This window comes from Pseudoalteromonas sp. Angola-30, assembly GCF_028599215.1.
Lineage (GTDB): Bacteria > Pseudomonadota > Gammaproteobacteria > Enterobacterales > Alteromonadaceae > Pseudoalteromonas > Pseudoalteromonas atlantica.
In genome coordinates this window covers 1-21110 of record NZ_JAQREI010000018.1, presented here as the reverse complement: position 1 = coordinate 21110, position 21110 = coordinate 1, and the positions used below count along the sequence as shown (strand labels likewise).

Here is a 21110-nt window from a genome sequence, read left to right as displayed (position 1 = left end):
TTACCACGTATAAAATAAAACTTATCAAATAATATACAAAGATCGTTCCAAGGTGAATTTTAGGCATAAAAAAAGCTGCAAAAAGCAGCTTTTTTTTAAACGAATGGTGATTAAGCAAACGGGTTGCGAAGTACCATTGTTTCTACACGATCTGGGCCGGTAGAAATAATATCAACAGGTACACCTGTGATTTCTTCGATACGCTTGATGTAGTCAATCGCAGCTTTTGGTAAGCCTTCAAGGCTAGTTACACCAACTGTGTTTTCAGACCAACCTGGCATCTCTTCATATACTGGTGTTACTTTCTCGTAACCCTCAGCAGCTAATGGCGTTACATTAGTCACTGTGCCATCTTCAAGCTGGTAACCAGTACAGATTTTAAGCGTTTCTAAACCATCTAAAACATCTAACTTAGTTAAACAAAAACCAGAGATGCTGTTGATTTGAACTGCGCGGCGCATTGCCACAGCATCTAACCAACCAGTACGGCGTAAACGACCTGTTGTCGCGCCAAACTCATGACCTTTATCACCTAAGTGCTTACCCACTGGGTCTTGTTTTTCAAGGCCATCGTAAAGCTCTGTAGGGAAAGGACCAGAACCAACACGTGTAGTGTACGCTTTAATAATACCTAACACGTAGTCAAGGTTTAATGGACCAAAACCAGCACCAGTCGCAACGCCACCAGCGGTGGTGTTTGAAGAAGTTACATAAGGGTAAGTACCGTGATCGATATCAAGTAATGTACCTTGTGCACCTTCAAATAAAATGTGTTCGCCCGCTAAACGTGTTTGATCTAAAAGCTCAGTTACATCAACAACCATTGCCTTTAAGATGTCTGCAACAGCCATTGCATCATCAAACGTTTTTTGGAAATCAACAGCATCTACTTTGTAGTAGTTAACTAAAGTGAAGTTATGGTATTCAAGTACTTCTTTTAGTTTAGCTGCGAATAATTCTGGATTGAATAAGTCACCTACGCGTAAACCGCGACGGGCTACTTTATCCTCGTACGCAGGACCGATACCACGGCCAGTAGTACCAATTGGCTTGTCGCCGCGAGCAGTTTCGCGAGCTACATCTAATGCAACATGGAAAGGCAGAATTAACGGACATGCTTCACTAATTAAAAGACGCTCTCGTACAGGTACGCCACGCTCTTCTAACATGCCAATTTCTTTCATTAGCGCTTCTGGTGATAAAACCACACCATTACCAATCACACATTTAACATTGTCACGTAATACACCCGATGGAATAAGGTGTAGAACTGTCTTTTCACCGTCAATAACTAAAGTATGACCCGCATTGTGGCCACCTTGGTATCGAACTACTAAAGATGCTTTGTCTGTAAGGAGATCAACAACCTTACCCTTACCTTCGTCACCCCATTGGGTGCCTAATACAACAACGTTTTTACCCATTGTAAATTCACTTCGAGAAAATTAGGACGAGATTTTACCAGAAAACGGAAGTAAAGATCACCCCTGTTCAGCTTATTTTTTCTGCGCGTATTTTTTAGGCCATCACACTTTTTAAATAACCACATATATAACAGTAATTTAAAGTTTTAAATTATACTTAACAAAAAGCCCCGCATAGGCGGGGCTTTATAACTTTTTAAATGATTAAGGCATCGCTTATTGCGCTGCAGCGCCTTTCATATATTTAAAGAAGTCACTATCTGGCGAAAGTACCATAACATCTTGTTTATCTTTAAAGGTCTTTTTATACGCCTCTAAAGAACGAACAAAACCAAAGAACTCTGGATCTTTGTTGTATGCTTTAGCATAAATAGCGGCAGCTTCTGCATCACCTTGACCACGTACTGAGCGCGCATTACGCTCTGCATCAGCAAGCATTACCGTTACACGGCGGTCAACATTTGCACGAATAGTTTCCGCTTTTTCTTGACCTTCCGAGCGGTGCTCTTTTGCAACAGCAGTACGCTCAGCGCGCATACGTTGGTAAATAGAGCTACTCACTTCTTGTGGTAAGTTAATTTGCTTCACACGCACATCAAGTACTTCAATACCTAACTCGCGCGCACTTTCAGAAGCTTGTACTAACGCCTCTTCCATTAGCTCACTACGCTCACCCGATACAATCTCGCGAATAGTACGCGTACCAAAGTTAGTACGCAGACCATTATTAACTTTTTGCTTTAGTAGTGTTTCAGCGTATTGCTTATCACCACGAGCACGAAGGTAAAATGCGCTAAAGTCGTTTACGCGCCATTTAACAAACGAATCAACAATTAAGTCTTTTTTCTCGCTTGTTACAAAGCGGTCTGGCGTGCCATCTAGCGTTTGAATACGTGCATCAATACGACGTACTTGGCTAAAAAATGGTACTTTTAAGTGAAGGCCTGGGCTGTATACAACAGCTTTGTCTTCACTGTCTTTTTCAACTTTGCTAAATAGCAGCACAATCGCTTTTTGCCCTTCAGGTACTACAAATACCGCAGAGAAAGACATAACAATGGCAGCTAATAGTATGACTAAACTAAAGTTTTTCATTACGCTTATCTCCCGTTATTGTTAAAGCGATCGCTGTTAAAACGGTCATTACCGCTATTCACAGTGCTATTTCGTGATGTATTTACTTTATTGCGTAAATCTTGAATATCACTTGAGCTTGGTAAAGCTACACGTGTTGCAGTGCCTTGCTTTTCCATAATTTTATCAAGTGGTAAGTACATCATGTTGTTACCGCCTTTAACATCAACAATGACTTTAGAACTGCTGCTAAGCACCTCTTCCATAGCATCAATGTATAAACGTTCGCGCGTTACTTCTTTAGCTGCTTGGTACTCAGGTAATAGCTTTTCAAAACGAGCCACTTCACCTTGTGCTTCAAGTGTAATGCGTTCTTGATAACCTTCTGCTTCTTGCGTCATACGTGTTACTTGGCCACGCGCGCGCGGTTCAATTTCACGTGCATACGCTTCTGCTTCACGGATGAAACGCTCTTCATCTTCTTGTGCGGCAATAGCGTCATCAAATGCATCTTTTACTTCAGTTGGTGGACGTGAATCTTTAAAGTTCACATCGGTCACAATTAAACCTAAGTTATACGGTTCGATGATTTTATTAAGCTCATCCCACGTATTTTGACGAACAACTTCACGGCCATTAGTCAGTACTTGGTCCATTTTTGCATGGCCAACAACGTAACGTAACGCGCTATCAAGCGCTTCTTCTAAGCTGTTATCAGCATTAGTTACGCTAAACTTGTAAAGGTACGGGTCAATAACACGGTATTGCACTTCAAACTCAACGCTTACTACGTTTTCATCTTCCGTTAGCATAAACCCTGATGCAGATAATGAACGCACAGCTTCAATATCTACCGGGATAACCGTTTCAATAAAGGTCATTTTCCAGCGTAAGCCTGGCTCTGCAATACGGTCATACTTACCAAATTGCAGTACCACACCACGTTCGGCTTCTTTAACCGTATAAATACCACTTAACGCCCACACAATTGCGGCGATAATGAGGATAAATGAAATACCGGCTCCGCCAAGTCCACCGCCACTATTATTGCCGGATTTTTTACCGCCAAATATGCCGCCTAACTTGTTGCTAAACTTACGGAACACCTCGTCTAAATCAGGTGGGCCTTGATCACGTCCGCCTTTATTGTTCCACGGATCTTTGTCATTGCCATTATTACCCGGTTCATTCCAGGCCATAGCTATACTCCATTGTTATCTAAATAAATTAGGAAATTGTGTTAAATCTATCAAATCTACCGCGTTTCTCATACAAAAACCGACATTTATATGCCAATTTTTAATCGCGATTGATAAAACCTTCAATTTCAGGACCAAACTCTTTAATTAATCGGTTCCATTCAACCATAGGTAAACGTACATCCAACAACCAGTTACCCTTTTCATCAAAGCGCTCTTCATGGACTGCACTTAAGCTAAATAAAGACGCTCTTAAGCGGCCATATTGAGGGGCAAGTAATAACGTACCACTAAGCATTTTCTTAGCAAGCAGGTCACTTATTGCCTCACTAAGTAGCTCACACCCTTCGCCGGTTTGTGCAGATAACCATACTCTTATAGGCTGTCCTTGGTCATCCCGATCAATTCGTGGGCTTACATCATCAAGCGCATCAATTTTGTTATAAACTAATAATTGCGGTACTTCATCAGCTTCAATCTCTTTTAAAACCGACTGTACTTCCTCTATGTTTTCGCGTCTGCGCGGGTCTGCCACATCAATTACATGTAATTGTAGGTCGGCTTCACGCGTTTCTGTTAGTGTTGCTTTAAAGGCTGCCACTAAGTCATGCGGTAAGTGGCGAATAAATCCCACTGTATCGGCCAAAATAACCGAACCAACATCACCTATATCAAGTTTACGTAGTGTTGGGTCAAGCGTGGCAAAAAGCTGATCAGCTGCGTATACATCTGAGTCTGTTATACGGTTAAACAGGGTTGATTTACCCGCATTGGTATACCCTACAAGCGACACGGTAGGAATTTCGTTACGCGTACGCGCACGTCTACCCTGCTCGCGTTGTACAGCCACTTTGGCTAATCGGGCACGAATATTTTTAATGCGCGCGCGCAATAAACGTCTATCGGTTTCAAGCTGTGTTTCGCCTGGGCCTCGTAAACCTATTCCCCCTTTTTGGCGCTCAAGGTGAGTCCACCCTCGGATTAATCGAGTAGACATATGCCTAAGCTGAGCAAGCTCTACTTGTAGCTTACCTTCGTGGGTACGGGCTCTTTGGGCAAAAATATCAAGAATAAGTGTTGTTCTATCAAGTACACGACATTGGCAAACGCGCTCTAAATTACGTTCTTGAGACGGACTTAATTGATGATTAAAGATGACAACATCTGCATTGTGGATTTTGACAATCTCAGCTATTTCTTCTGCTTTACCGGTACCGACGAATAGTTTCGGATGTGGTGCTTGGCGGCTGCCTTGCACAACCGCCAAACTACTAACACCAGCAGAAGATACCAACAACTCTAATTCATGAAGATCTTCACGATCGCCATCTTTAGGTAAGTCGATATGAACTAAGACTGCCTGTTCGCCGGATTCATAGCGGTCAAACAAGCATTACGCTCCTAATTAAATATTTCCTGGTTCTTGCTCTTCAGTGTCATCGCTCCCTTGAACACCTTGGAAGTTGACTGCACGAGCAGGTACAACTGTTGAAATTGCGTGTTTATACACCATTTGGTTTACAGTGTTTTCAAGTAAAATAACAAATTGGTCAAATGACTGAATTTTACCTTGTAATTTTATGCCATTTACCAAAAAGATTGATACTGGAATGCGCTCACGACGTAGTGCATTCAAAAATGGGTCTTGTAACGATTGGCCTTTTGCCATGTTATTGTTCCTTCGTTCTAGGTGTTATTATAATTTAAGTAGCTGAACTTATTTAATTAAATAAATAATTCGCAACTACTACTAGCTTAGCGAACTTACTACGCGTTGCAAGTTTTCTTCATCGTCTGTTGTTAACCAAGTAACATCAGGCCAACTCCGTAACCACGTTAGCTGACGTTTTGCCAGTTGACGCGTTGCAGCAATGCCGCGAAAAACCATCTCATCATGGTCTACTTCACCCGCAAGATAATCCCACATTTGTCTATAACCTACACAACGAATAGAAGGCATATTGGGGTGTAAATCCTTACGTAGATATAGGGTCGAAACTTCTTTTTCAAACCCCTGTTCTATCATTATTTTAAACCTTTTTTCAATTCGCTGATGTAATTCACTGCGATCATCAGGCGCAATCGCAAATTGATGAAAAGTATAAGGTAACGTTGGCTGCTTTTGCTTTTGCAATTCAGTCATTGTTTTACCACTAATGCGGTAAACTTCCAAAGCTCGATTTATTCTTTGTGAATCATTTTCACTTATTTTGTCGGCCGCTTGCGGGTCTACTTTAGCCAGCTCTTGATGTAAATGTGGCCAGCCAAATTTTTTTGCTTGCGCTTCAAGCTCTGCTCTAACGACTGGGCAGGCTTCTGGCAGTGGCGATAATCCATCAATTAAAGATTTAAAGTACATCATGGTGCCGCCCACTAATATTGGTACTTTACCTTGTTGATGGAATTCATCAATTTTTTTTATCGCATCACGTCTAAAATCGGCGACCGAATAGGTTTCGCTCGGATCGAGTAAATCAATTAAATGATGCGGAGCACGAGCAAGCTCTTCTGCATCGGGCTTTGCCGTACCTATGTCCATACCTTTATACACTAACGCTGAATCAACGCTGATTATTTCTGTATTTAAGTGCTCACACAGTGAAATTGCCAACGCCGTTTTACCAGCTGCGGTTGGGCCCATTAAAAATATGACCGGTAAATTGCTCAACACGGGTACCTTAATTTAATTGCGTTAAATAGTGTTCTAGGTCTATTTTAACTGCTTTTTCTTTTAAACGTTCAATTGTTTGCGGATTATTTTGTAAGCTAATTTGTAATTCAATAAATGCATTACTTTCATAAAAGCGTTCTGGTACACAACTAAGCTGCCATGTAAGCCACGCTTGTAACTCGTTGAGCTGTGTTTTACATGCGCCAAGCAAGTTTTCAACCGCGGCTGATACTTCAAGTAAATATAAACACGTGGGTAGCTTTTTAACCATCACAAACTGTTTTTCAATAACTAGCTCAAAGCCTAATAAAGTAAACCACGATTGCTGCTGAGCTATTAGTTCGCAGTCAGCTTTTTCAAGGTTAACCCTTACGGGTAGTAACAAGGCTTTACCCTCTAAATTACCCAGCTCTTTTATTTGTGCATGCCAGTAATCAACAAGTGCATGCTTATAGTGTGAGCAAAATAACTGCTGCTGCTGAGTAAATACACACACACCTTTATTTACATTTAATACCTGCACACTTTTTAATGCGTGTGCAGCGCTTTCATCAGTATCGGGCTGCGCTAATACACTATGCTCAAAATGAGCGGCTTGTTGCTCACTCACCCCTTGATAAAATGCATTTACATCGTGATGATTTGCACTATGTTTTTTAGGCTGTGAAGCATACCCCGCAGCGCCATTCCCTGACCCTGCGCGATTAGAGGGGGCACGACTAGTAAAACCACTGTTTTGTGAATCTATTGGCTGCAACTGTGACTTAGGGTAATCATACCCCTGCTGAACTGGCTGGTTATTAGCCGCATGACTTGGCTGCTCAATAAACGCTGAGGATTGGTAATCGTCTGTGGGCGCTTGATTAGTTGCAAATTCGCCTTGTAGAGGCACAACTACTTGCTTAATCGCCTGTAATATAAAGTCGTGCACTAACCGGCCTTGATGAAAACGCACCTCATGCTTTGCAGGGTGAACATTTACATCCACTTGCCTTGGGTCAATATCAATATAAATAACAAAACCTGGGAGTTCTTGCGCTCCACTTACCTCTTCAAACGCCTGACGAATAGCATGTAAAATTAACTTATCGCGCATCATGCGATTATTTACATATGTATATTGCGTGGTATTAGCTGATCCCACTGGCAATACCCAACCATGTAGCTGTAAACCACTTTCACCAGATTGAATATGCAATCCTTGCTCAGCAAAGGCTTTACCTGCAACTTGCGCAACCCGAGTAATCGCTTGATTAGGGTCGGTTTTAGCACGGTACTGTCTAACCACCTTTTGGTTATGCGTCAGTGTAATCGACACATCAAAACGACTCAGTGCAATACGCTTTATAAGCTCATCAATGTGGCTAAATTCGGTTTTTTCGGTGCGTAAAAACTTGCGCCTTGCTGGGGTGTTAAAAAATAAATCTTTAACTTCTATCGTTGTGCCATCTGGGTGGGCTACCGGCTTTACTTGCACGTCCATATCGCGGCCCTGTGCAAACGCTTGCCACGCGGCATCTTGTGCTTTGGGCTTTGAGCTAAGCGTTAAACGCGATACCGAACTAATAGATGCAAGCGCTTCCCCTCTAAAGCCTAAAGAACAAATGTTTTCTAAATCATCGAGTGATTTAAGTTTACTTGTTGCATGGCGTGAAAGCGCTAAAGTGAGCTCATTTTTGCCAATACCTGAGCCATTATCACGAATACGAATAAGCTTGTGACCGCCACGCTCTATGTCTATTTGCACACGCGTTGCGCCCGCATCTAAGCTATTTTCTACTAATTCTTTAACCACTGAAGCCGGGCGTTCAACCACTTCACCTGCCGCTATTTGGTTAGCTAATCGTGCAGGTAATATTTCAATACTCATGAGGCCCCTAATACGTGTACAGGTTTAATAAACATCAACTCTGCGGTATGTCCAGCTCTTGACCTATAAACAAGGTGTTTGAGCGTAGTTGATTAACTTGCTTTAATTTGGCTACCGATACGCCATACCGACTCGCTAATAGGCTTAGCGATTCACCTGGGCGAACTTTATGTTTAGTTGGGTACTGCGATTTAAGCTTTGCAAATAACGAATCATCAGGTGGGTTTTTTAAGTAATAATTTTTTATAGACGTAAACATCGCTTTAGCTAAGCGTTCCTGATGATTAGCGCTTTTTAACATGCGCTCTTCACGGGGGTTTGAAATAAAACCTGTCTCAACCAAAATGGAAGGAATATCTGGCGACTTTAATACGGCAAGACTTGCATGTTGTGGATCTTTTTTATGTAATTTAGCGAGCTTTTTTAGCTCTTTTACTACTTCTTCGGCCACACTAAGCCCTGTTTTCATTGAGTGGTCCATCGACATATCGAGTAGCGCTTGCGCGAGGTACTTTTCGTTAGCAGCATCTTTAATTACATCAGCTGCACCACCTAAAAGCTCTGAGTGTTTTTCTTTATCTTCTATCCATTTACCAATCTCAGAATTAGCGCGACCAAGCGATAACACCCACACCGAAGCACCATTTGGCCCAGGGCTGGTAAATGCATCAGCATGAATTGACACTAAAAAGTCGGCTTTTTTCTGGCGTGCTCGGTTGGTACGGGTATTAAGCTTAACAAAGTAGTCGCCACTTCTTACCATGCGCGAAATCATGCCACGTTCGCCGTCAATCATACGCTCTAAACGTTTAGCTATTTGCAGGGTAATGGTTTTTTCATACGTACCAGAGGGGCCAATAGAACCAGGGTCTTCTCCGCCATGGCCCGCATCAATTGCAATAACAATGTCTCGCTCTTGGCTTAACTGGCGCTTTTTAGCTGCTTTTTGGGCAGGTGTAGTGCTTACTGCGGGTTCACTTTTATTATATAAATCCACAACCAGCCTGTTTTTGTACGGGCCAGTAGGTGCCAGCGCAAAAATAACCGGCTTAATAGGCGCTGTTAGCTCAAATACAAAACGTACACTTTGTTTATTTTTAGGCTTTGAATAGCGCAGCTTGCTTACAATTTTGTGCTTAGAAGGAATACTCGGTAATACTTTTAACCCTTTGGTGTTTTCAAGGTCGACCACTAAGCGACTCGGGTTTTTAAGCATAAAATAGCTGAAATCGGGCTTATCATCTAAATCAAATACCACCCGCGTGCTATCTGGCGAGGGCCATACGCGTACACTATTTATGGTATTTTTTGCCCACAACGGTAAGCTCACAGCGAAAACTATGAAACAAATAAAAAGTTTAACTACACCTCGATTCATTATAACTACCATTGCCTTAACTATTTATTATTATGAGAGCGGGCGCCTTGACCCGCTATTAGCTTATTAACCTAAACGTTGGATAGTAAATCTACCTTAAGCTGTTATTTTGTACGCCAACTAAAAAGGTAACTTTGATGCTTTTATATTTCAATGTGTTAGTAAGTATATTAACTCGGGTTTAGGTTAGTTAGTTTTTCGACAATTGCTATTCCGCGCTCGCTGGCACTATTCATAACAATTTTGCGCTCATCGCCAAAGTAACTTAAGGTAATGTCTAAATCGGGAACTGGTATAAATTCTCCCCCTTTTTCTGGCCACTCAACAATACAAATAGCCTGCTCAGAAAAGTAATCTCTTATACCCATGTACTCAAGCTCTTCAGGATCGCCTAACCGGTATAGGTCAAAATGATATACATTAGCACGTGTCAGTTCGTATGGCTCTACCAGCGTATAGGTTGGGCTTTTTACCTTACCAGTGTGGCCAAAGCCTTGCACTACACCACGCGTAAATGTTGTTTTACCTGCACCTAAATCACCGTGTAAATAAATTACTGCACCTTGCTCTATAATAGCAGCCACTTTGTTACCCATTGCTACTGTGGCTATTTCATCATTTAGGTGAGCTTCAAAACTACGCGTCATTGTTACCTCAAAAATTTACTAAAAGCGCATCTTTGCTAATCATACCAGAATATTTCTTGAAGGCGATAAATTGGCGTTTTAGGCATAAAAAAACCGGCCTAAGCCGGTTTTAATTAACTGGGGCTTTATAGCCCTAGTTTTTTCTCAAGGTAGTGGATATTTGTACCACCACTTTGGAAGTTTTCGTCTGCAAGAATTTTCTTATGTAATGGCGTGTTTGTTTTGATGCCATCAATAACTAATTCGTTCAGCGCATTACGAGCACGGGCAATAGCCACATCACGGTTTTCACCGTAAGTAATAAGCTTACCAATCATCGAATCGTAATGTGGAGGTACTGTATAGTCAGCATAAATATGGCTATCCCAACGAATACCTAAACCACCTGCAGGGTGGAAACGTGTAATTTTACCCGGCGACGGGATAAACGTTTCTGGGTCTTCTGCGTTAATACGACATTCAATTGCATGGCCGCGGATAACCACGTCATCTTGCGTGAAAGATAGCGGTTGCCCAGCAGCAATTTTTAGCTGCTCTTTAATTAAATCAACACCGCTTACCATTTCAGTCACTGGGTGCTCAACTTGAATACGGGTGTTCATTTCGATGAAGTAAAATTCGCCGTTTTCGTATAAGAACTCAAACGTACCCGCACCACGGTAACCAATTTCGATACATGCACGTGTACAGCGCTCACCAATAAATTTACGCACTTCTGCCGTTATACCTGGAGCAGGCGCTTCTTCAACTACTTTTTGGTGACGACGTTGCATAGAACAGTCACGCTCACCTAAATGAACAGCATTACCTTGTCCATCAGCAAGTACCTGAATTTCAATATGGCGAGGGTTTTCAAGGAATTTTTCCATGTAAACCATGCTATTACCAAAAAACTGTTTCGCTTCTTGTTGAGTAAGTGCGATTGAATCAATTAACTCAGATTCGCTTCGTACTACACGCATACCACGGCCACCACCGCCACCAGCGGCTTTAATAATTACCGGGTAACCAATGCGCTTTGCAATTTGCATGTTGCGTTCTTTGTCATCCGATACCGGACCGTCAGAACCAGGTACACATGGTACACCGGCTTTACGCATTGCATTGATTGCCGATACTTTATCGCCCATAAGACGAATAGTGTCGCCTTTTGGACCAATAAATACAAAGCCGCTTTGCTCAACTTGGTCAGCAAAATCTGCATTTTCTGAAAGAAAACCATATCCTGGGTGAATCGCTACAGCGTCTGTTACTTCAGCAGCCGCAATAATGCGCGGAATATCTAAGTAACTTTCAGTGGCTGGAGGTCTACCGATACAAATGGTTTCATCTGCAAGTAATACGTGCTTAAGATCGCGATCCGCCGTTGAATGCACAGCAACCGTTTTGATCCCAAGCTCTTTGCAGGCGCGCAATACGCGAAGTGCTATTTCACCTCGGTTTGCAATGACTACTTTATCTAACATAAGAGTTGGCCTTTAGGTTACTAAATTATTCAATGATGAATAGAGGTTGATCAAATTCTACTGGTTCGCCATTTTCAACTAAAATAGCTGTAACTGTACCCGCTTTATCTGACTCAATTTGGTTCATCATTTTCATTGCTTCAACGATACATAAAGTATCACCTACTTTAACTTGAGAACCAACTTCTACGTATGCTGGCGCTTCTGGAGAAGCTGCTGAGTAAAATGAACCAACCATAGGTGATTTAACTTGATGGCCTGCAGGCGCTGCTGGTGTAGCATCGGCTTCAACGGCTGGCGCAGCTTGTGCTGGTGCTGCAGGTGCTGGAGCAGCAAATTGCTGTGGTGCGTACTGAGCGTAAGCAGGACCTGCGCTCATGTTGTTACGGTTAATACGTACTGATTCTTCACCTTCAGTGATTTCTAGCTCAGCAATACCTGATTCTTCTACTAATTCGATTAGCTTTTTGATCTTGCGAATATCCATGAACGACCCGCCTATAAGTTTGTTAGTTTAAATTAATTCGAGTTTTGCAACCGGCTCACGGCAGCGTTCAATGCTGCGTGGTAACCCATTGCACCTAATCCACATACCACACCTTGCGCCACATCTGAAAAATACGAATGATGACGAAATGCTTCACGTGCATGCACATTACTTAAGTGCACCTCAAAAAAAGGAATATCAACGCTTAACATTGCATCACGTAAAGCGACGCTAGTATGCGTAAATGCAGCAGGATTAATAATTATGTAATCAACTGCCTGCCAAGCATCGTGTATTCTTTCAATAAGGGCTTGCTCACTATTACTTTGAAAATGCGTAAGCTGAACATCTAGACCCTCTGCGGCAGTCGTTAGTTCGCTCATAATTTCACCAAGAGTGTGCAAACCGTACTTTTCTGGCTCACGCTTTCCTAGCATGTTTAAATTTGGACCATTTATAACTAAAAGTTTAAATTTTGCAGCCATAATACGCGATATATCCTCTAAGTAATGAGTTAAGCCGTTGCGAGCTAATTTTGTACACTAAAGTAAGTATAAAAAACAAAAATTGCAACAAATTCTCACGTTAGCCAACTATTATAGTCAGTTCGATGTAAATAGCAGCAAAATACTGGTCTAATCTCTGGAGGAGTAATAAATATGACGTAATTGAAGGCAAGCCACTTGGTAAGCCCAAGCGGCTAAATTGCACTATTATTGTGCGCTGGCGCGCACTGCAGCTAGGTGGGTGGCAAAATCATCAGCGTTTAAAAATCCTGTAACGCGCTCTGAACTTAGCTCTTGCCCTTGTGTGTTAAAAAACAAAATACTGGGTAAACCAAACACGGTGAACTCTTCCATTAGCTCAATGGTGGTGTCATCACTTTGCGTTAAATCGATTTGAATTAACTGATAGTGACTAAACTCGCTCTGTACTTTGGCATCTGGAAATGTGTAATGCTCAAACTCTTTACATGCCACACACCAATCGGCGTATAAATCAACCATCACCAGTTTGCCTTGCTGATTAGCTTCAGCAACAGCGTTTTTTAGCTCGGTTAAATTAGCCACCTGTTTAAACTCATTACTTTGCTGACTAACCTGCTCAACCTGTTGCTGCGGCCAAATAACGTTTTTAGCTAATGTAAAACCAGTAACTACTAAAAATGTAGCGCTAAACCAAAGCGCTGTTTTAAGCTTGCTTTGTGGCTGAGCACTCTGCCAATAGTGTAAATAAACAGCCGTAGCCAGTGCTAAAATACCCGCCATAAGTAAAATAATGTCGGCGCTAATTATGCGCTCCAATAAAATAAGTGGCACAACAAGCATAATAAAACCAAATAACGTTTTAACTTGCTCCATCCAACCGCCAGCTTTAGGAAGCAATTTGCCACCAGACGTACCGAGTAATAAAAGCGGTAGGCCCATTCCTAAACTTAATACATACAGGGTTAAACCACCGACAAGGTAGTCACCACTTTGCGCTACAAATAATAGCGCAGCAGACAACGGAGCTGTGGTACAAGGTGATGCAATTAACCCTGACAACACCCCCATTAAAAACACACCTAGGTAATTGCCGCCTTTTTGGTTATTACTGACTTGCGTTAGCTTGCTCATCATGGCGCTGGGTAACTTAATTTCGTACCAGCCAAACATCGACATTGCGAGCAATACAAACAGTAAACTAAAACTAATAAGTACGTAAGGGTGTTGTAAATACCCCTGCACTTGCCCGCCTAAGGCCGCCACTACTAACCCTAATGCAGCATAAGTAAGCGCCATACCTTGTATATATAAAAACGACAACGCAAACGCTTTTTTAGTAGATAAATTTTGCTGCCCTGCAATTAAACTCGATAATATAGGAAACATAGGGAACACACACGGTGTAAACGCAAGCCCCACCCCAACAGCAAAAAATATGAGTAAATTGGTTACTAAACTTTGACTTGCTAATCGCTCTGTAAAACTTAAATCTTGAGTGGTTGTATTACTTTGGCTACGCGTTGAGTCTACAGAAGGAGTTAATGCGTTTAATGTATCAGCGGCATTAGCAGATGAGTTATTACCTTGCGCTTGCTCTGAGGCAATAATGCTTAAAGGAATACTAATAACCTCAGGCGGATAACACAGCCCTGCTTTGGCACAGCCCTGATAGCGCACCTTTACAACAGCACCCTCTGTAACATTACTGAGCTTACTTATAACACTCACACTATTAAAAAAAACTTCGGTTTTGCCAAAAAACTCGTCTTCAATTATTTCGCCAGTACCGGCATCGCCGACCTTTATGTTGGCGCCTTTGGCGATAATTTCTATTTTCTTTTTATAAAGGTAATAGTCAGGGGCTATATCCCACCCCACAAATAAAGTGCTACCTTGCTGATCAAAATCAAATACAAACGCTTGGTCTACGGGTAAAAAGGTTTGCTGTGGCGGGGCAAGTAAATCACCTAGCACATTATTGGTGTTTGCCTTTGCCGGAAGCGCCAGCAAGCTAACCAATAATAAAAAGAAAAACCGCATTAATTTAATACCTCATCCATCCAATGAAAATAAGCCAAATTACCAGTGGCCACATCAACCACTTGAATTTCGGGTACTTCGTAACTGTGTAAACTTTTGATGGTTTCAAAAACATCATTCATTTTTTCTGATTTTGTTTTAATCAGTAGCTTTGCTTCTATCTCTTGGGCAACATCGCCTTCCCACATATAAACTGAGGTCATATTTGGTAAAATATTTACACACGCCGCTAATTTTTGCGCTACAAGTGCTTTTGCTAAAGTGCGTGCTTCAGCCTCATCTTTGCACGTGGTAAATATCAATTTAAATTGCGTAGTCATAATTAACCTTTACTAATTTATAGGGAACTAATGCAATAGTATCTGATAGCTAGTGTAATGTGTAGGCGATGAATAATTGTAGATATTAAGCAATTATTAATCACTTTAAGCTCAACCTTGAAAATAGACCCTTTCACCCTCACTTATATTTCATCCACTCTTTTGAGTGCCATTATTTAGAGAGCCCTATGTTTAGATTTTTATTTGTGTTGTTTATTATCATTCCTATCATCGAAATTGCGCTACTAATACAGGTTAGCGATGTAATTGGTGGTTTTGCGACTATAGCCCTAGTGATTGTTACGGCTATTTTGGGCGCCAGAATGGTTAAACAACAAGGTATGGGTGCATTACAAAATGCACAAAGTCAAATGGCCCAAGGACAAATGCCAGCTAAAGAATTATTTACCGGTATTTGCGTGATCATTGCGGGTGTTTTATTGCTAACCCCAGGCATTATGACCGATGTATTCGGCCTACTATTATTAACCCCCTCAATACGCAACAAACTTGCTGCAGGCCTTGCAAGTCAAGCAACGGTACGCATGAGCACAGGTGCACAGCAAGGCTCTTCGGCCTTTACACAACACCCACATTCGCAGCAAGAACAACAGCATGTAAATAAACCAACTACCATTGATGGCGAGTATGAGAGAAAAGATTAAAAATTTATCGATTTTTCTCTTGGAATTTTACACTCTACCCCCATTAATGAATGCAAATTAGAAAAGCTTTTTTCTGTACTGTTCAGAAACTGTTAGGAGAACTAAAAAAATGAACATTCGTCCTTTACAAGATCGCGTAATCGTTAAGCGTCTAGAAGAAGAAACCAAGTCTGCTGGCGGTATTGTATTAACTGGCTCTGCAGCTGAAAAATCAACTCGCGGAGAAGTTATTGCTGTTGGCAATGGTCGCGTTCTAGATAACGGTGACGTTAGAGCTTTAGAAGTAAAAGCCGGTGACACTGTGTTATTTGGCTCATATGTTGAAAAAACTGAAAAGATCGAAGGTCAAGAGTACCTGATCATGCGTGAAGACAACATTTTAGGCATTGTAGGCTAACCCTACTTTTCGTTTAACAAACATTTAAGAATTTAGAGGAAATTAAAGATGGCAGCAAAAGAAGTACTTTTTGCAGGTGACGCACGCGGTAAAATGCTAACAGGCGTAAATATCCTAGCAAACGCAGTAAAAGTGACCTTAGGTCCTAAAGGCCGTAACGTAGTACTAGATAAATCATTTGGCTCTCCAGTGATCACCAAAGATGGTGTATCTGTAGCAAAAGAAATCGAACTTGAAGACAAGTTTGAAAACATGGGTGCACAAATGGTAAAAGAAGTTGCATCTAAAGCAAATGATGCAGCGGGTGACGGTACTACTACCGCAACTGTACTTGCGCAATCTATTGTAAACGAAGGTCTTAAAGCGGTTGCTGCGGGTATGAACCCAATGGATCTTAAGCGCGGTATTGATAAAGCAATTATCGCTGCAGTAGAAGAGCTTAAAGCGCTATCTGTACCATGTGCTGATACTAAAGCTATTGCACAAGTAGGTACTATTTCAGCTAACTCTGATAAAGAAATTGGCGACATCATTGCACAAGCAATGGAAAAAGTAGGCCGTAACACAGGTGTTATTACTGTAGAAGAAGGTCAATCGCTAGAGAACGAACTAGATGTTGTAGAAGGCATGCAGTTTGACCGTGGTTACCTATCTCCGTACTTTATCAATAACGCTGAAAAAGGCGCTGTTGAGCTAGACAACCCGTTCATTCTACTTGTAGATAAAAAAGTATCTAACATTCGTGAGTTACTACCTACATTAGAAGCCGTTGCTAAAGCAAGCAAGCCACTATTAATCATTGCTGAAGACCTAGAAGGCGAAGCACTTGCAACGCTTGTAGTTAACAACATGCGCGGTATTGTTAAAGTATCAGCAGTTAAAGCCCCTGGTTTTGGCGACCGTCGTAAAGCAATGCTACAAGATATCGCAGTATTAACTGGCGGTACTGTTATCTCTGAAGAAATTGGTTTAGAGCTTGAAAAAGCAACTATCGAAGACCTAGGTACTGCTAAGCGTGTAGTAATCACTAAAGATGATACAACTATCATTGATGGTGCGGGTGAAGAAGATGGCATTAACGGCCGTGTTGCTCAAATTAAAGCACAGATTGAAGAAGCAACGTCTGACTACGATAAAGAAAAACTACAAGAGCGTATGGCTAAACTTGCCGGCGGTGTTGCAGTAATTAAAGTAGGCGCAGCGACTGAAATTGAAATGAAAGAGAAAAAAGACCGTGTTGAAGATGCATTACATGCAACTCGTGCAGCGGTTGAAGAAGGCGTAGTACCTGGTGGTGGTGTTGCTCTTGTACGTGCTGCTAGCAAGCTAGTTGAGCTACTTGGCGACAACGAAGACCAAAACCACGGTATTAAAGTTGCACTTCGTGCGATGGAAGCACCACTTCGTCAAATCGTAACAAATGCAGGCGACGAAGCGTCAGTAGTAATAAACGCTGTTAAAGGTGGCGAAGGTAACTACGGTTACAACGCAGCCTCTGGCGAATACAACGATATGCTTGAAATGGGTATCCTAGATCCAACTAAAGTAACGCGCTCTGCACTACAATTTGCAGGTTCGATTGCGGGTCTAATGATCACTACCGAAGCAATGGTTGCTGAAATCCCTAAAGAAGAAGCTGCTGGTGCCCCTGATATGGGTGGCATGGGCGGAATGGGTGGTATGGGCGGCATGATGTGATCATCCTCCTTTAAGCACCTTGCTTATATAAAACCCAGCTTCGGCTGGGTTTTTGCTTTTTAGTACAAGCCTATTGTTATTGCTTAATTTATCTCCACATCTATACCATGAGTTATTGGATTAAAGGTAAAAGGATTTGCTTAATAATAATGAAATAATCATCTTCTTTATTTTGGTATCACTTATAACAGGGTTAGTGGTATTTATTGCTTGGATTATGCTTAAGCTCGTTATATGGGGTAAGAGCATGTCTAAAGGAGCGTATTTATTTTTAGCATTTTTTCCACTAATTTCACTTATGCCTATTCCACCCCCTACTTATGAAAATGTTCAAAAGGCCAAGCAAGAGCAGCGTAAACGCAAAGGAGACTCAGGTGACGACCCTACGAATGAAGATGAGTAAGCCAGTTTAGCTACGTAAATTAAAACACTTTTTAAGGACGCTTTAAGCATGCTATAGGGTTTAAAATAGAGTGAATCCTTTTACTGCTAGCGATAGATGCGAAGCTAATGTATAACGTATATCTCCCCTTAAAATAAGCTTTAATAAACATTTACCTATACTATTCAACCCTGTATTGATATGTGAAAATACACAAACATAAAACAACTTTAGGTTTTTAAGTTATGCCAAAGCAGCATATAGGTAGTATTGCTCTTGTTGTAAAAGACTATGACGAAGCAATCGCATTTTATACAAAAAAATTAAGCTTTGAATTAGTGGAAGATACGGATTTAGGTGATGGAAAACGCTGGGTGTTAATAACTCCACCCAACTCAAATGGCACACACATATTACTTGCACAAGCAACAGAGCCAGAGCAGTTTAACGCTGTTGGCAATCAAGCAGGTGGCCGTGTGTGGCTATTTTTAAACACTGACAACTTTTGGCGCGACTACGAAAGCATGCTAGAAAATGGCGTAGTATTTCATGAGCAGCCTCGTAATGAGCCTTACGGTACGGTGGCCGTATTTGAAGATCTCTATGGTAACAAATGGGATCTTATTCAACAGAGCTAAATACTTAGTTGATTAACGACCTGACTATTTGAAATAAATCCGAGGGTAGCATGCCGCGCTGCCCTTGCTCTTCAGCCGCAACCTCACCTGCTCGAGCATGAAGAGTTACCCCGTATCGCGCTGCTTCATCGATACTAAGCCCTTGAGCAAGCAATGCACCAATAATACCTGTAAGTACGTCGCCACTCCCTCCCACGGCAAGTGCTGCGTTACCATTTTCACACACCCAAGTACTTTTGCCGTTATCAATTAAAGACCCAGCGCCTTTTAATATGCAAGTAGCATTATACCGTTTTGCGCATAGTCGCACGCTTCCAAACCTATTTGACTCTATTTCAGAGGTGTTTTTGCTAATGAGCCGAGCCGCCTCACCAGGATGCGGAGTAAGGACACATTGAGCCAATGTATAAGCACTTGCATTTTCAGCTAATAAATTAAGTGCATCAGCATCAAGTACAAGCGGCGTATTGTGCTCTTGGCAATAGTGCATTACAGTGCAAAACGTTTTTTTAGCCCATTCACCCTGCCCAAGTCCAGGGCCAAGTACAACACAACTTGCCCACTCTAAAGCCTGTTCAAGGTTTTCACTCATGACCATTAATTCTGCCCTACCTATGCTTATTGGCATAATAGAGCTTTGGTGCGTATAAACCTTCACCATACCTGCACCTGCTCGTAGTGCAGCTTCACTACTGAGCCTGATTGCTCCCGCAGTACCTTGGTTGCCCCCTACGCATAATAACTTGCCATGATTGCCCTTATGGCTATTTAAAGCCCGAGAGCCCAAGCGATTAAAGCTATCTATATTTATCAAGTGAGCACAAGGTGAAGCGAGTTGACTAAAAGTATCTTCAATTGCTAATTCATCGAGAATCAACTCACCGGCATGCTGTTTACCTGTCCCTGTAGAAAGGCCTTGTTTAATCGCAATAAAAGTAACCGTTTTTGTTGCCTGAATAGCTGCGCCTAATACTTCACCTGTATTTGCATCAATCCCTGAGGGAACATCGATACTTAAAACAGGCTTTTCGCTTTGGTTGATGGCAGTAATAATCTCACAATAATTTTCGCGAACAGGTGAATTAAGCCCAGTACCTAGTAACCCATCAATCACACAGTCACAGCAATCTAAATCACTCTTTGCAAACTCGTTAACTATGCCACCAGTATCAAGCCATAGCTGCTTTGCTTTAGCAGCGTCACCACTGAGTGTTTTTGCAGGATCTATAGCGCAAACTTTAACCTCTGCGCCAGAGTCCTTAATTAAACACGCGGCTATGTAAGCATCACCCGCATTATTGCCATTACCTACAATAATCAAAGTAAGCTTAGCGTTAAAAGACTGCCACTGCTTGTATACTGCCTCTCCCGCTCGCTGCATTAAAGTAAATAAATCTATTCCACATTGCTTAGCCGCCTCTCCCTCATAAGAGCGAATCTGCTCTTTTGTGTAAATATGCCTTTGTTTATTTAACATAGAAACTCGCCATAAATAAGTGTGTAGATGCTCTATAACTATAGCTTGGGATAAAAAAGCACTTTTCAATAGCGGATTTAGCATGCTAAACAGCTATTAAAACTGAAATTGAAGGCTTTAGTACAAAGAGTGTGAGTTCTGTGGTGGGCTTTTGCCGCGGGTTTCGTAATACTCAACCCACGCTACGGAGGTGGTGGAGACTGGGCGAATAATATCTGGAATGTATTTTTTACTTTTCTGTAGACGTAAAAAAGCCCGGCTCTTTCGAGTCGGGCTTTCTTGTATTGGGAGCTTGGTGATGTCGTAGTGCCCACAGCGGTAGAGAGTCGCATAGCAAATGCACATTATCATTGCGTCGGGAGTCGCTTTACTCGCCCGACCTACGTGATAGGTTTAAAAGTGAATTCATTACGAGTGCTTTTTTCACTTTCCTGTAGACGTAAAAAAGCCCGGCTCTTTCGGGTCGGGCTTTCTTGTAATTGGAGCCTGGCGATGTCGTAGTGCCCACAGCGGTAGAGAGTCACATAGCAAATGCACATTATCATTGTGCCAGGAGTCGCTACGCTCGCCCGACCTACGTGATAAGTTTAGATGTGAATATTAATTGCGGCATGGGTCTGGTTATTTACTAAACTCCAGACAGCAAAAAACCCGTCACATCGCTGTAACGGGTTTCTCTTATTTGGAGCCTGGCAATGTCCTACTTTCACATAGCAAATGCTACACTATCATCGGCGCTGTTTCGTTTCACTACTGAGTTCGGCATGGGGTCAGGTGGGTCCAAAACGC

At 41.9% G+C, this 21110-nt stretch carries 20 protein-coding genes and 1 rRNA gene; 5 read left to right on the top strand and 16 right to left on the bottom strand.

Features of this window, described 5'->3' with window-relative positions:
• Positions 1-110: 110 nt before the first annotated feature.
• From PSH54_RS17370 to cutA, 14 genes are all read right to left on the bottom strand, one after another.
• Positions 111-1424 carry an adenylosuccinate synthase gene (locus PSH54_RS17370; RefSeq protein ID WP_004587661.1) on the bottom strand — a complete coding sequence of 438 codons (1314 nt, stop codon included), beginning with the start codon at positions 1422-1424 and terminating at the stop codon, positions 111-113.
• Positions 1425-1640: 216 nt separating this feature from the next.
• Positions 1641-2519, bottom strand: coding sequence for a protease modulator HflC (gene hflC / locus PSH54_RS17365; protein ID WP_004587662.1), 879 nt, complete (start codon positions 2517-2519; stop codon positions 1641-1643).
• Between the two features lie 5 nt (positions 2520-2524).
• A complete protein-coding gene (gene hflK / locus PSH54_RS17360) occupies positions 2525-3697 on the bottom strand; it encodes an FtsH protease activity modulator HflK (RefSeq protein WP_004587663.1) in 1173 nt (390 codons plus the stop codon).
• A gap of 100 nt (positions 3698-3797) precedes the next feature.
• The gene (gene hflX / locus PSH54_RS17355; protein WP_273606698.1) at positions 3798-5087 is read right to left on the bottom strand and encodes a ribosome rescue GTPase HflX; all 1290 of its coding nucleotides are present in this window, start codon (positions 5085-5087) and stop codon (positions 3798-3800) included.
• A gap of 15 nt (positions 5088-5102) precedes the next feature.
• Positions 5103-5366 carry an RNA chaperone Hfq gene (hfq, locus tag PSH54_RS17350; RefSeq protein WP_004587665.1) on the bottom strand — a complete coding sequence of 88 codons (264 nt, stop codon included), beginning with the start codon at positions 5364-5366 and terminating at the stop codon, positions 5103-5105.
• 81 nt (positions 5367-5447) lie between these two features.
• The gene (miaA, locus tag PSH54_RS17345) at positions 5448-6365 is read right to left on the bottom strand and encodes a tRNA (adenosine(37)-N6)-dimethylallyltransferase MiaA (RefSeq protein ID WP_095206706.1); all 918 of its coding nucleotides are present in this window, start codon (positions 6363-6365) and stop codon (positions 5448-5450) included.
• 10 nt (positions 6366-6375) lie between these two features.
• Positions 6376-8238, bottom strand: coding sequence for a DNA mismatch repair endonuclease MutL (gene mutL / locus PSH54_RS17340; protein WP_273606697.1), 1863 nt, complete (start codon positions 8236-8238; stop codon positions 6376-6378).
• Positions 8239-8272: 34 nt separating this feature from the next.
• Positions 8273-9616 (bottom strand): N-acetylmuramoyl-L-alanine amidase, encoded by a 1344-nt coding sequence (locus PSH54_RS17335; protein ID WP_273606696.1) that lies wholly within the window; start codon positions 9614-9616, stop codon positions 8273-8275.
• Between the two features lie 170 nt (positions 9617-9786).
• A complete protein-coding gene (gene tsaE / locus PSH54_RS17330; protein ID WP_273606695.1) occupies positions 9787-10263 on the bottom strand; it encodes a tRNA (adenosine(37)-N6)-threonylcarbamoyltransferase complex ATPase subunit type 1 TsaE in 477 nt (158 codons plus the stop codon).
• 125 nt (positions 10264-10388) lie between these two features.
• A complete protein-coding gene (gene accC / locus PSH54_RS17325; RefSeq protein WP_004587670.1) occupies positions 10389-11729 on the bottom strand; it encodes an acetyl-CoA carboxylase biotin carboxylase subunit in 1341 nt (446 codons plus the stop codon).
• 25 nt (positions 11730-11754) lie between these two features.
• Positions 11755-12216 (bottom strand): acetyl-CoA carboxylase biotin carboxyl carrier protein, encoded by a 462-nt coding sequence (gene accB, locus PSH54_RS17320; RefSeq protein ID WP_004587671.1) that lies wholly within the window; start codon positions 12214-12216, stop codon positions 11755-11757.
• Between the two features lie 32 nt (positions 12217-12248).
• Complete coding sequence (aroQ, locus tag PSH54_RS17315) at positions 12249-12701, bottom strand: type II 3-dehydroquinate dehydratase (RefSeq protein ID WP_273606694.1); 453 nt, start codon at positions 12699-12701, stop codon at positions 12249-12251.
• A gap of 228 nt (positions 12702-12929) precedes the next feature.
• Positions 12930-14744: a protein-disulfide reductase DsbD gene (locus PSH54_RS17310; protein ID WP_273606693.1), complete on the bottom strand. Its 1815-nt coding sequence runs from the start codon at positions 14742-14744 to the stop codon at positions 12930-12932.
• On the bottom strand, positions 14744-15064 hold the full coding sequence (gene cutA, locus PSH54_RS17305; protein WP_029772613.1) for a divalent-cation tolerance protein CutA: 321 nt from the start codon (positions 15062-15064) through the stop codon (positions 14744-14746). Before cutA ends, PSH54_RS17310 begins: the two co-directional genes overlap by 1 nt.
• 188 nt (positions 15065-15252) lie before the next feature.
• Between cutA and PSH54_RS17300 the strand changes: the two genes are divergently transcribed.
• From PSH54_RS17300 to PSH54_RS17280, 5 genes are all read left to right on the top strand, one after another.
• Positions 15253-15729, top strand: a complete 477-nt coding sequence (locus PSH54_RS17300) for an FxsA family protein (RefSeq protein ID WP_004587675.1) — start codon at positions 15253-15255, stop codon at positions 15727-15729.
• Between the two features lie 109 nt (positions 15730-15838).
• Entirely contained in the window at positions 15839-16126 is a 288-nt protein-coding gene (locus PSH54_RS17295) for a co-chaperone GroES (protein WP_004587676.1), read from the top strand.
• A 48-nt stretch (positions 16127-16174) separates the two neighbouring features.
• On the top strand, positions 16175-17824 hold the full coding sequence (gene groL / locus PSH54_RS17290) for a chaperonin GroEL (RefSeq protein WP_029772614.1): 1650 nt from the start codon (positions 16175-16177) through the stop codon (positions 17822-17824).
• Between the two features lie 136 nt (positions 17825-17960).
• Positions 17961-18227: a hypothetical protein gene (locus PSH54_RS17285; protein ID WP_443197781.1), complete on the top strand. Its 267-nt coding sequence runs from the start codon at positions 17961-17963 to the stop codon at positions 18225-18227.
• A 224-nt stretch (positions 18228-18451) separates the two neighbouring features.
• Positions 18452-18844 (top strand): VOC family protein, encoded by a 393-nt coding sequence (locus PSH54_RS17280; RefSeq protein ID WP_004587679.1) that lies wholly within the window; start codon positions 18452-18454, stop codon positions 18842-18844.
• Positions 18845-18848: 4 nt separating this feature from the next.
• Here PSH54_RS17280 and PSH54_RS17275 read toward each other — a convergent pair whose 3' ends face one another.
• Together PSH54_RS17275 and rrf are read right to left on the bottom strand one after the other, a co-directional pair.
• Positions 18849-20321 (bottom strand): NAD(P)H-hydrate dehydratase, encoded by a 1473-nt coding sequence (locus tag PSH54_RS17275; protein WP_273606692.1) that lies wholly within the window; start codon positions 20319-20321, stop codon positions 18849-18851.
• Between the two features lie 687 nt (positions 20322-21008).
• Positions 21009-21110 (bottom strand): 5S ribosomal RNA (gene rrf / locus PSH54_RS17270); the annotation flags it as partial.

What these genes read in the sequence shown, in the direction of transcription:
- PSH54_RS17370 (WP_004587661.1), bottom strand. Translation starts at nt 1,424, where the DNA reads ATGGGTAAAAACGTTGTTGTATTAGGCACCCAATGGGGTGACGAAGGT.
- hflC (WP_004587662.1), bottom strand. Translation starts at nt 2,519, where the DNA reads ATGAAAAACTTTAGTTTAGTCATACTATTAGCTGCCATTGTTATGTCT.
- hflK (WP_004587663.1), bottom strand. Translation starts at nt 3,697, where the DNA reads ATGGCCTGGAATGAACCGGGTAATAATGGCAATGACAAAGATCCGTGG.
- hfq (WP_004587665.1), bottom strand. Translation starts at nt 5,366, where the DNA reads ATGGCAAAAGGCCAATCGTTACAAGACCCATTTTTGAATGCACTACGT.
- mutL (WP_273606697.1), bottom strand. Translation starts at nt 8,238, where the DNA reads ATGAGTATTGAAATATTACCTGCACGATTAGCTAACCAAATAGCGGCA.
- PSH54_RS17335 (WP_273606696.1), bottom strand. Translation starts at nt 9,616, where the DNA reads ATGAATCGAGGTGTAGTTAAACTTTTTATTTGTTTCATAGTTTTCGCT.
- tsaE (WP_273606695.1), bottom strand. Translation starts at nt 10,263, where the DNA reads ATGACGCGTAGTTTTGAAGCTCACCTAAATGATGAAATAGCCACAGTA.
- accC (WP_004587670.1), bottom strand. Translation starts at nt 11,729, where the DNA reads ATGTTAGATAAAGTAGTCATTGCAAACCGAGGTGAAATAGCACTTCGC.
- accB (WP_004587671.1), bottom strand. Translation starts at nt 12,216, where the DNA reads ATGGATATTCGCAAGATCAAAAAGCTAATCGAATTAGTAGAAGAATCA.
- aroQ (WP_273606694.1), bottom strand. Translation starts at nt 12,701, where the DNA reads ATGGCTGCAAAATTTAAACTTTTAGTTATAAATGGTCCAAATTTAAAC.
- PSH54_RS17310 (WP_273606693.1), bottom strand. Translation starts at nt 14,744, where the DNA reads ATGCGGTTTTTCTTTTTATTATTGGTTAGCTTGCTGGCGCTTCCGGCA.
- cutA (WP_029772613.1), bottom strand. Translation starts at nt 15,064, where the DNA reads ATGACTACGCAATTTAAATTGATATTTACCACGTGCAAAGATGAGGCT.
- PSH54_RS17300 (WP_004587675.1), top strand. Translation starts at nt 15,253, where the DNA reads ATGTTTAGATTTTTATTTGTGTTGTTTATTATCATTCCTATCATCGAA.
- PSH54_RS17295 (WP_004587676.1), top strand. Translation starts at nt 15,839, where the DNA reads ATGAACATTCGTCCTTTACAAGATCGCGTAATCGTTAAGCGTCTAGAA.
- groL (WP_029772614.1), top strand. Translation starts at nt 16,175, where the DNA reads ATGGCAGCAAAAGAAGTACTTTTTGCAGGTGACGCACGCGGTAAAATG.
- PSH54_RS17280 (WP_004587679.1), top strand. Translation starts at nt 18,452, where the DNA reads ATGCCAAAGCAGCATATAGGTAGTATTGCTCTTGTTGTAAAAGACTAT.
- PSH54_RS17275 (WP_273606692.1), bottom strand. Translation starts at nt 20,321, where the DNA reads ATGTTAAATAAACAAAGGCATATTTACACAAAAGAGCAGATTCGCTCT.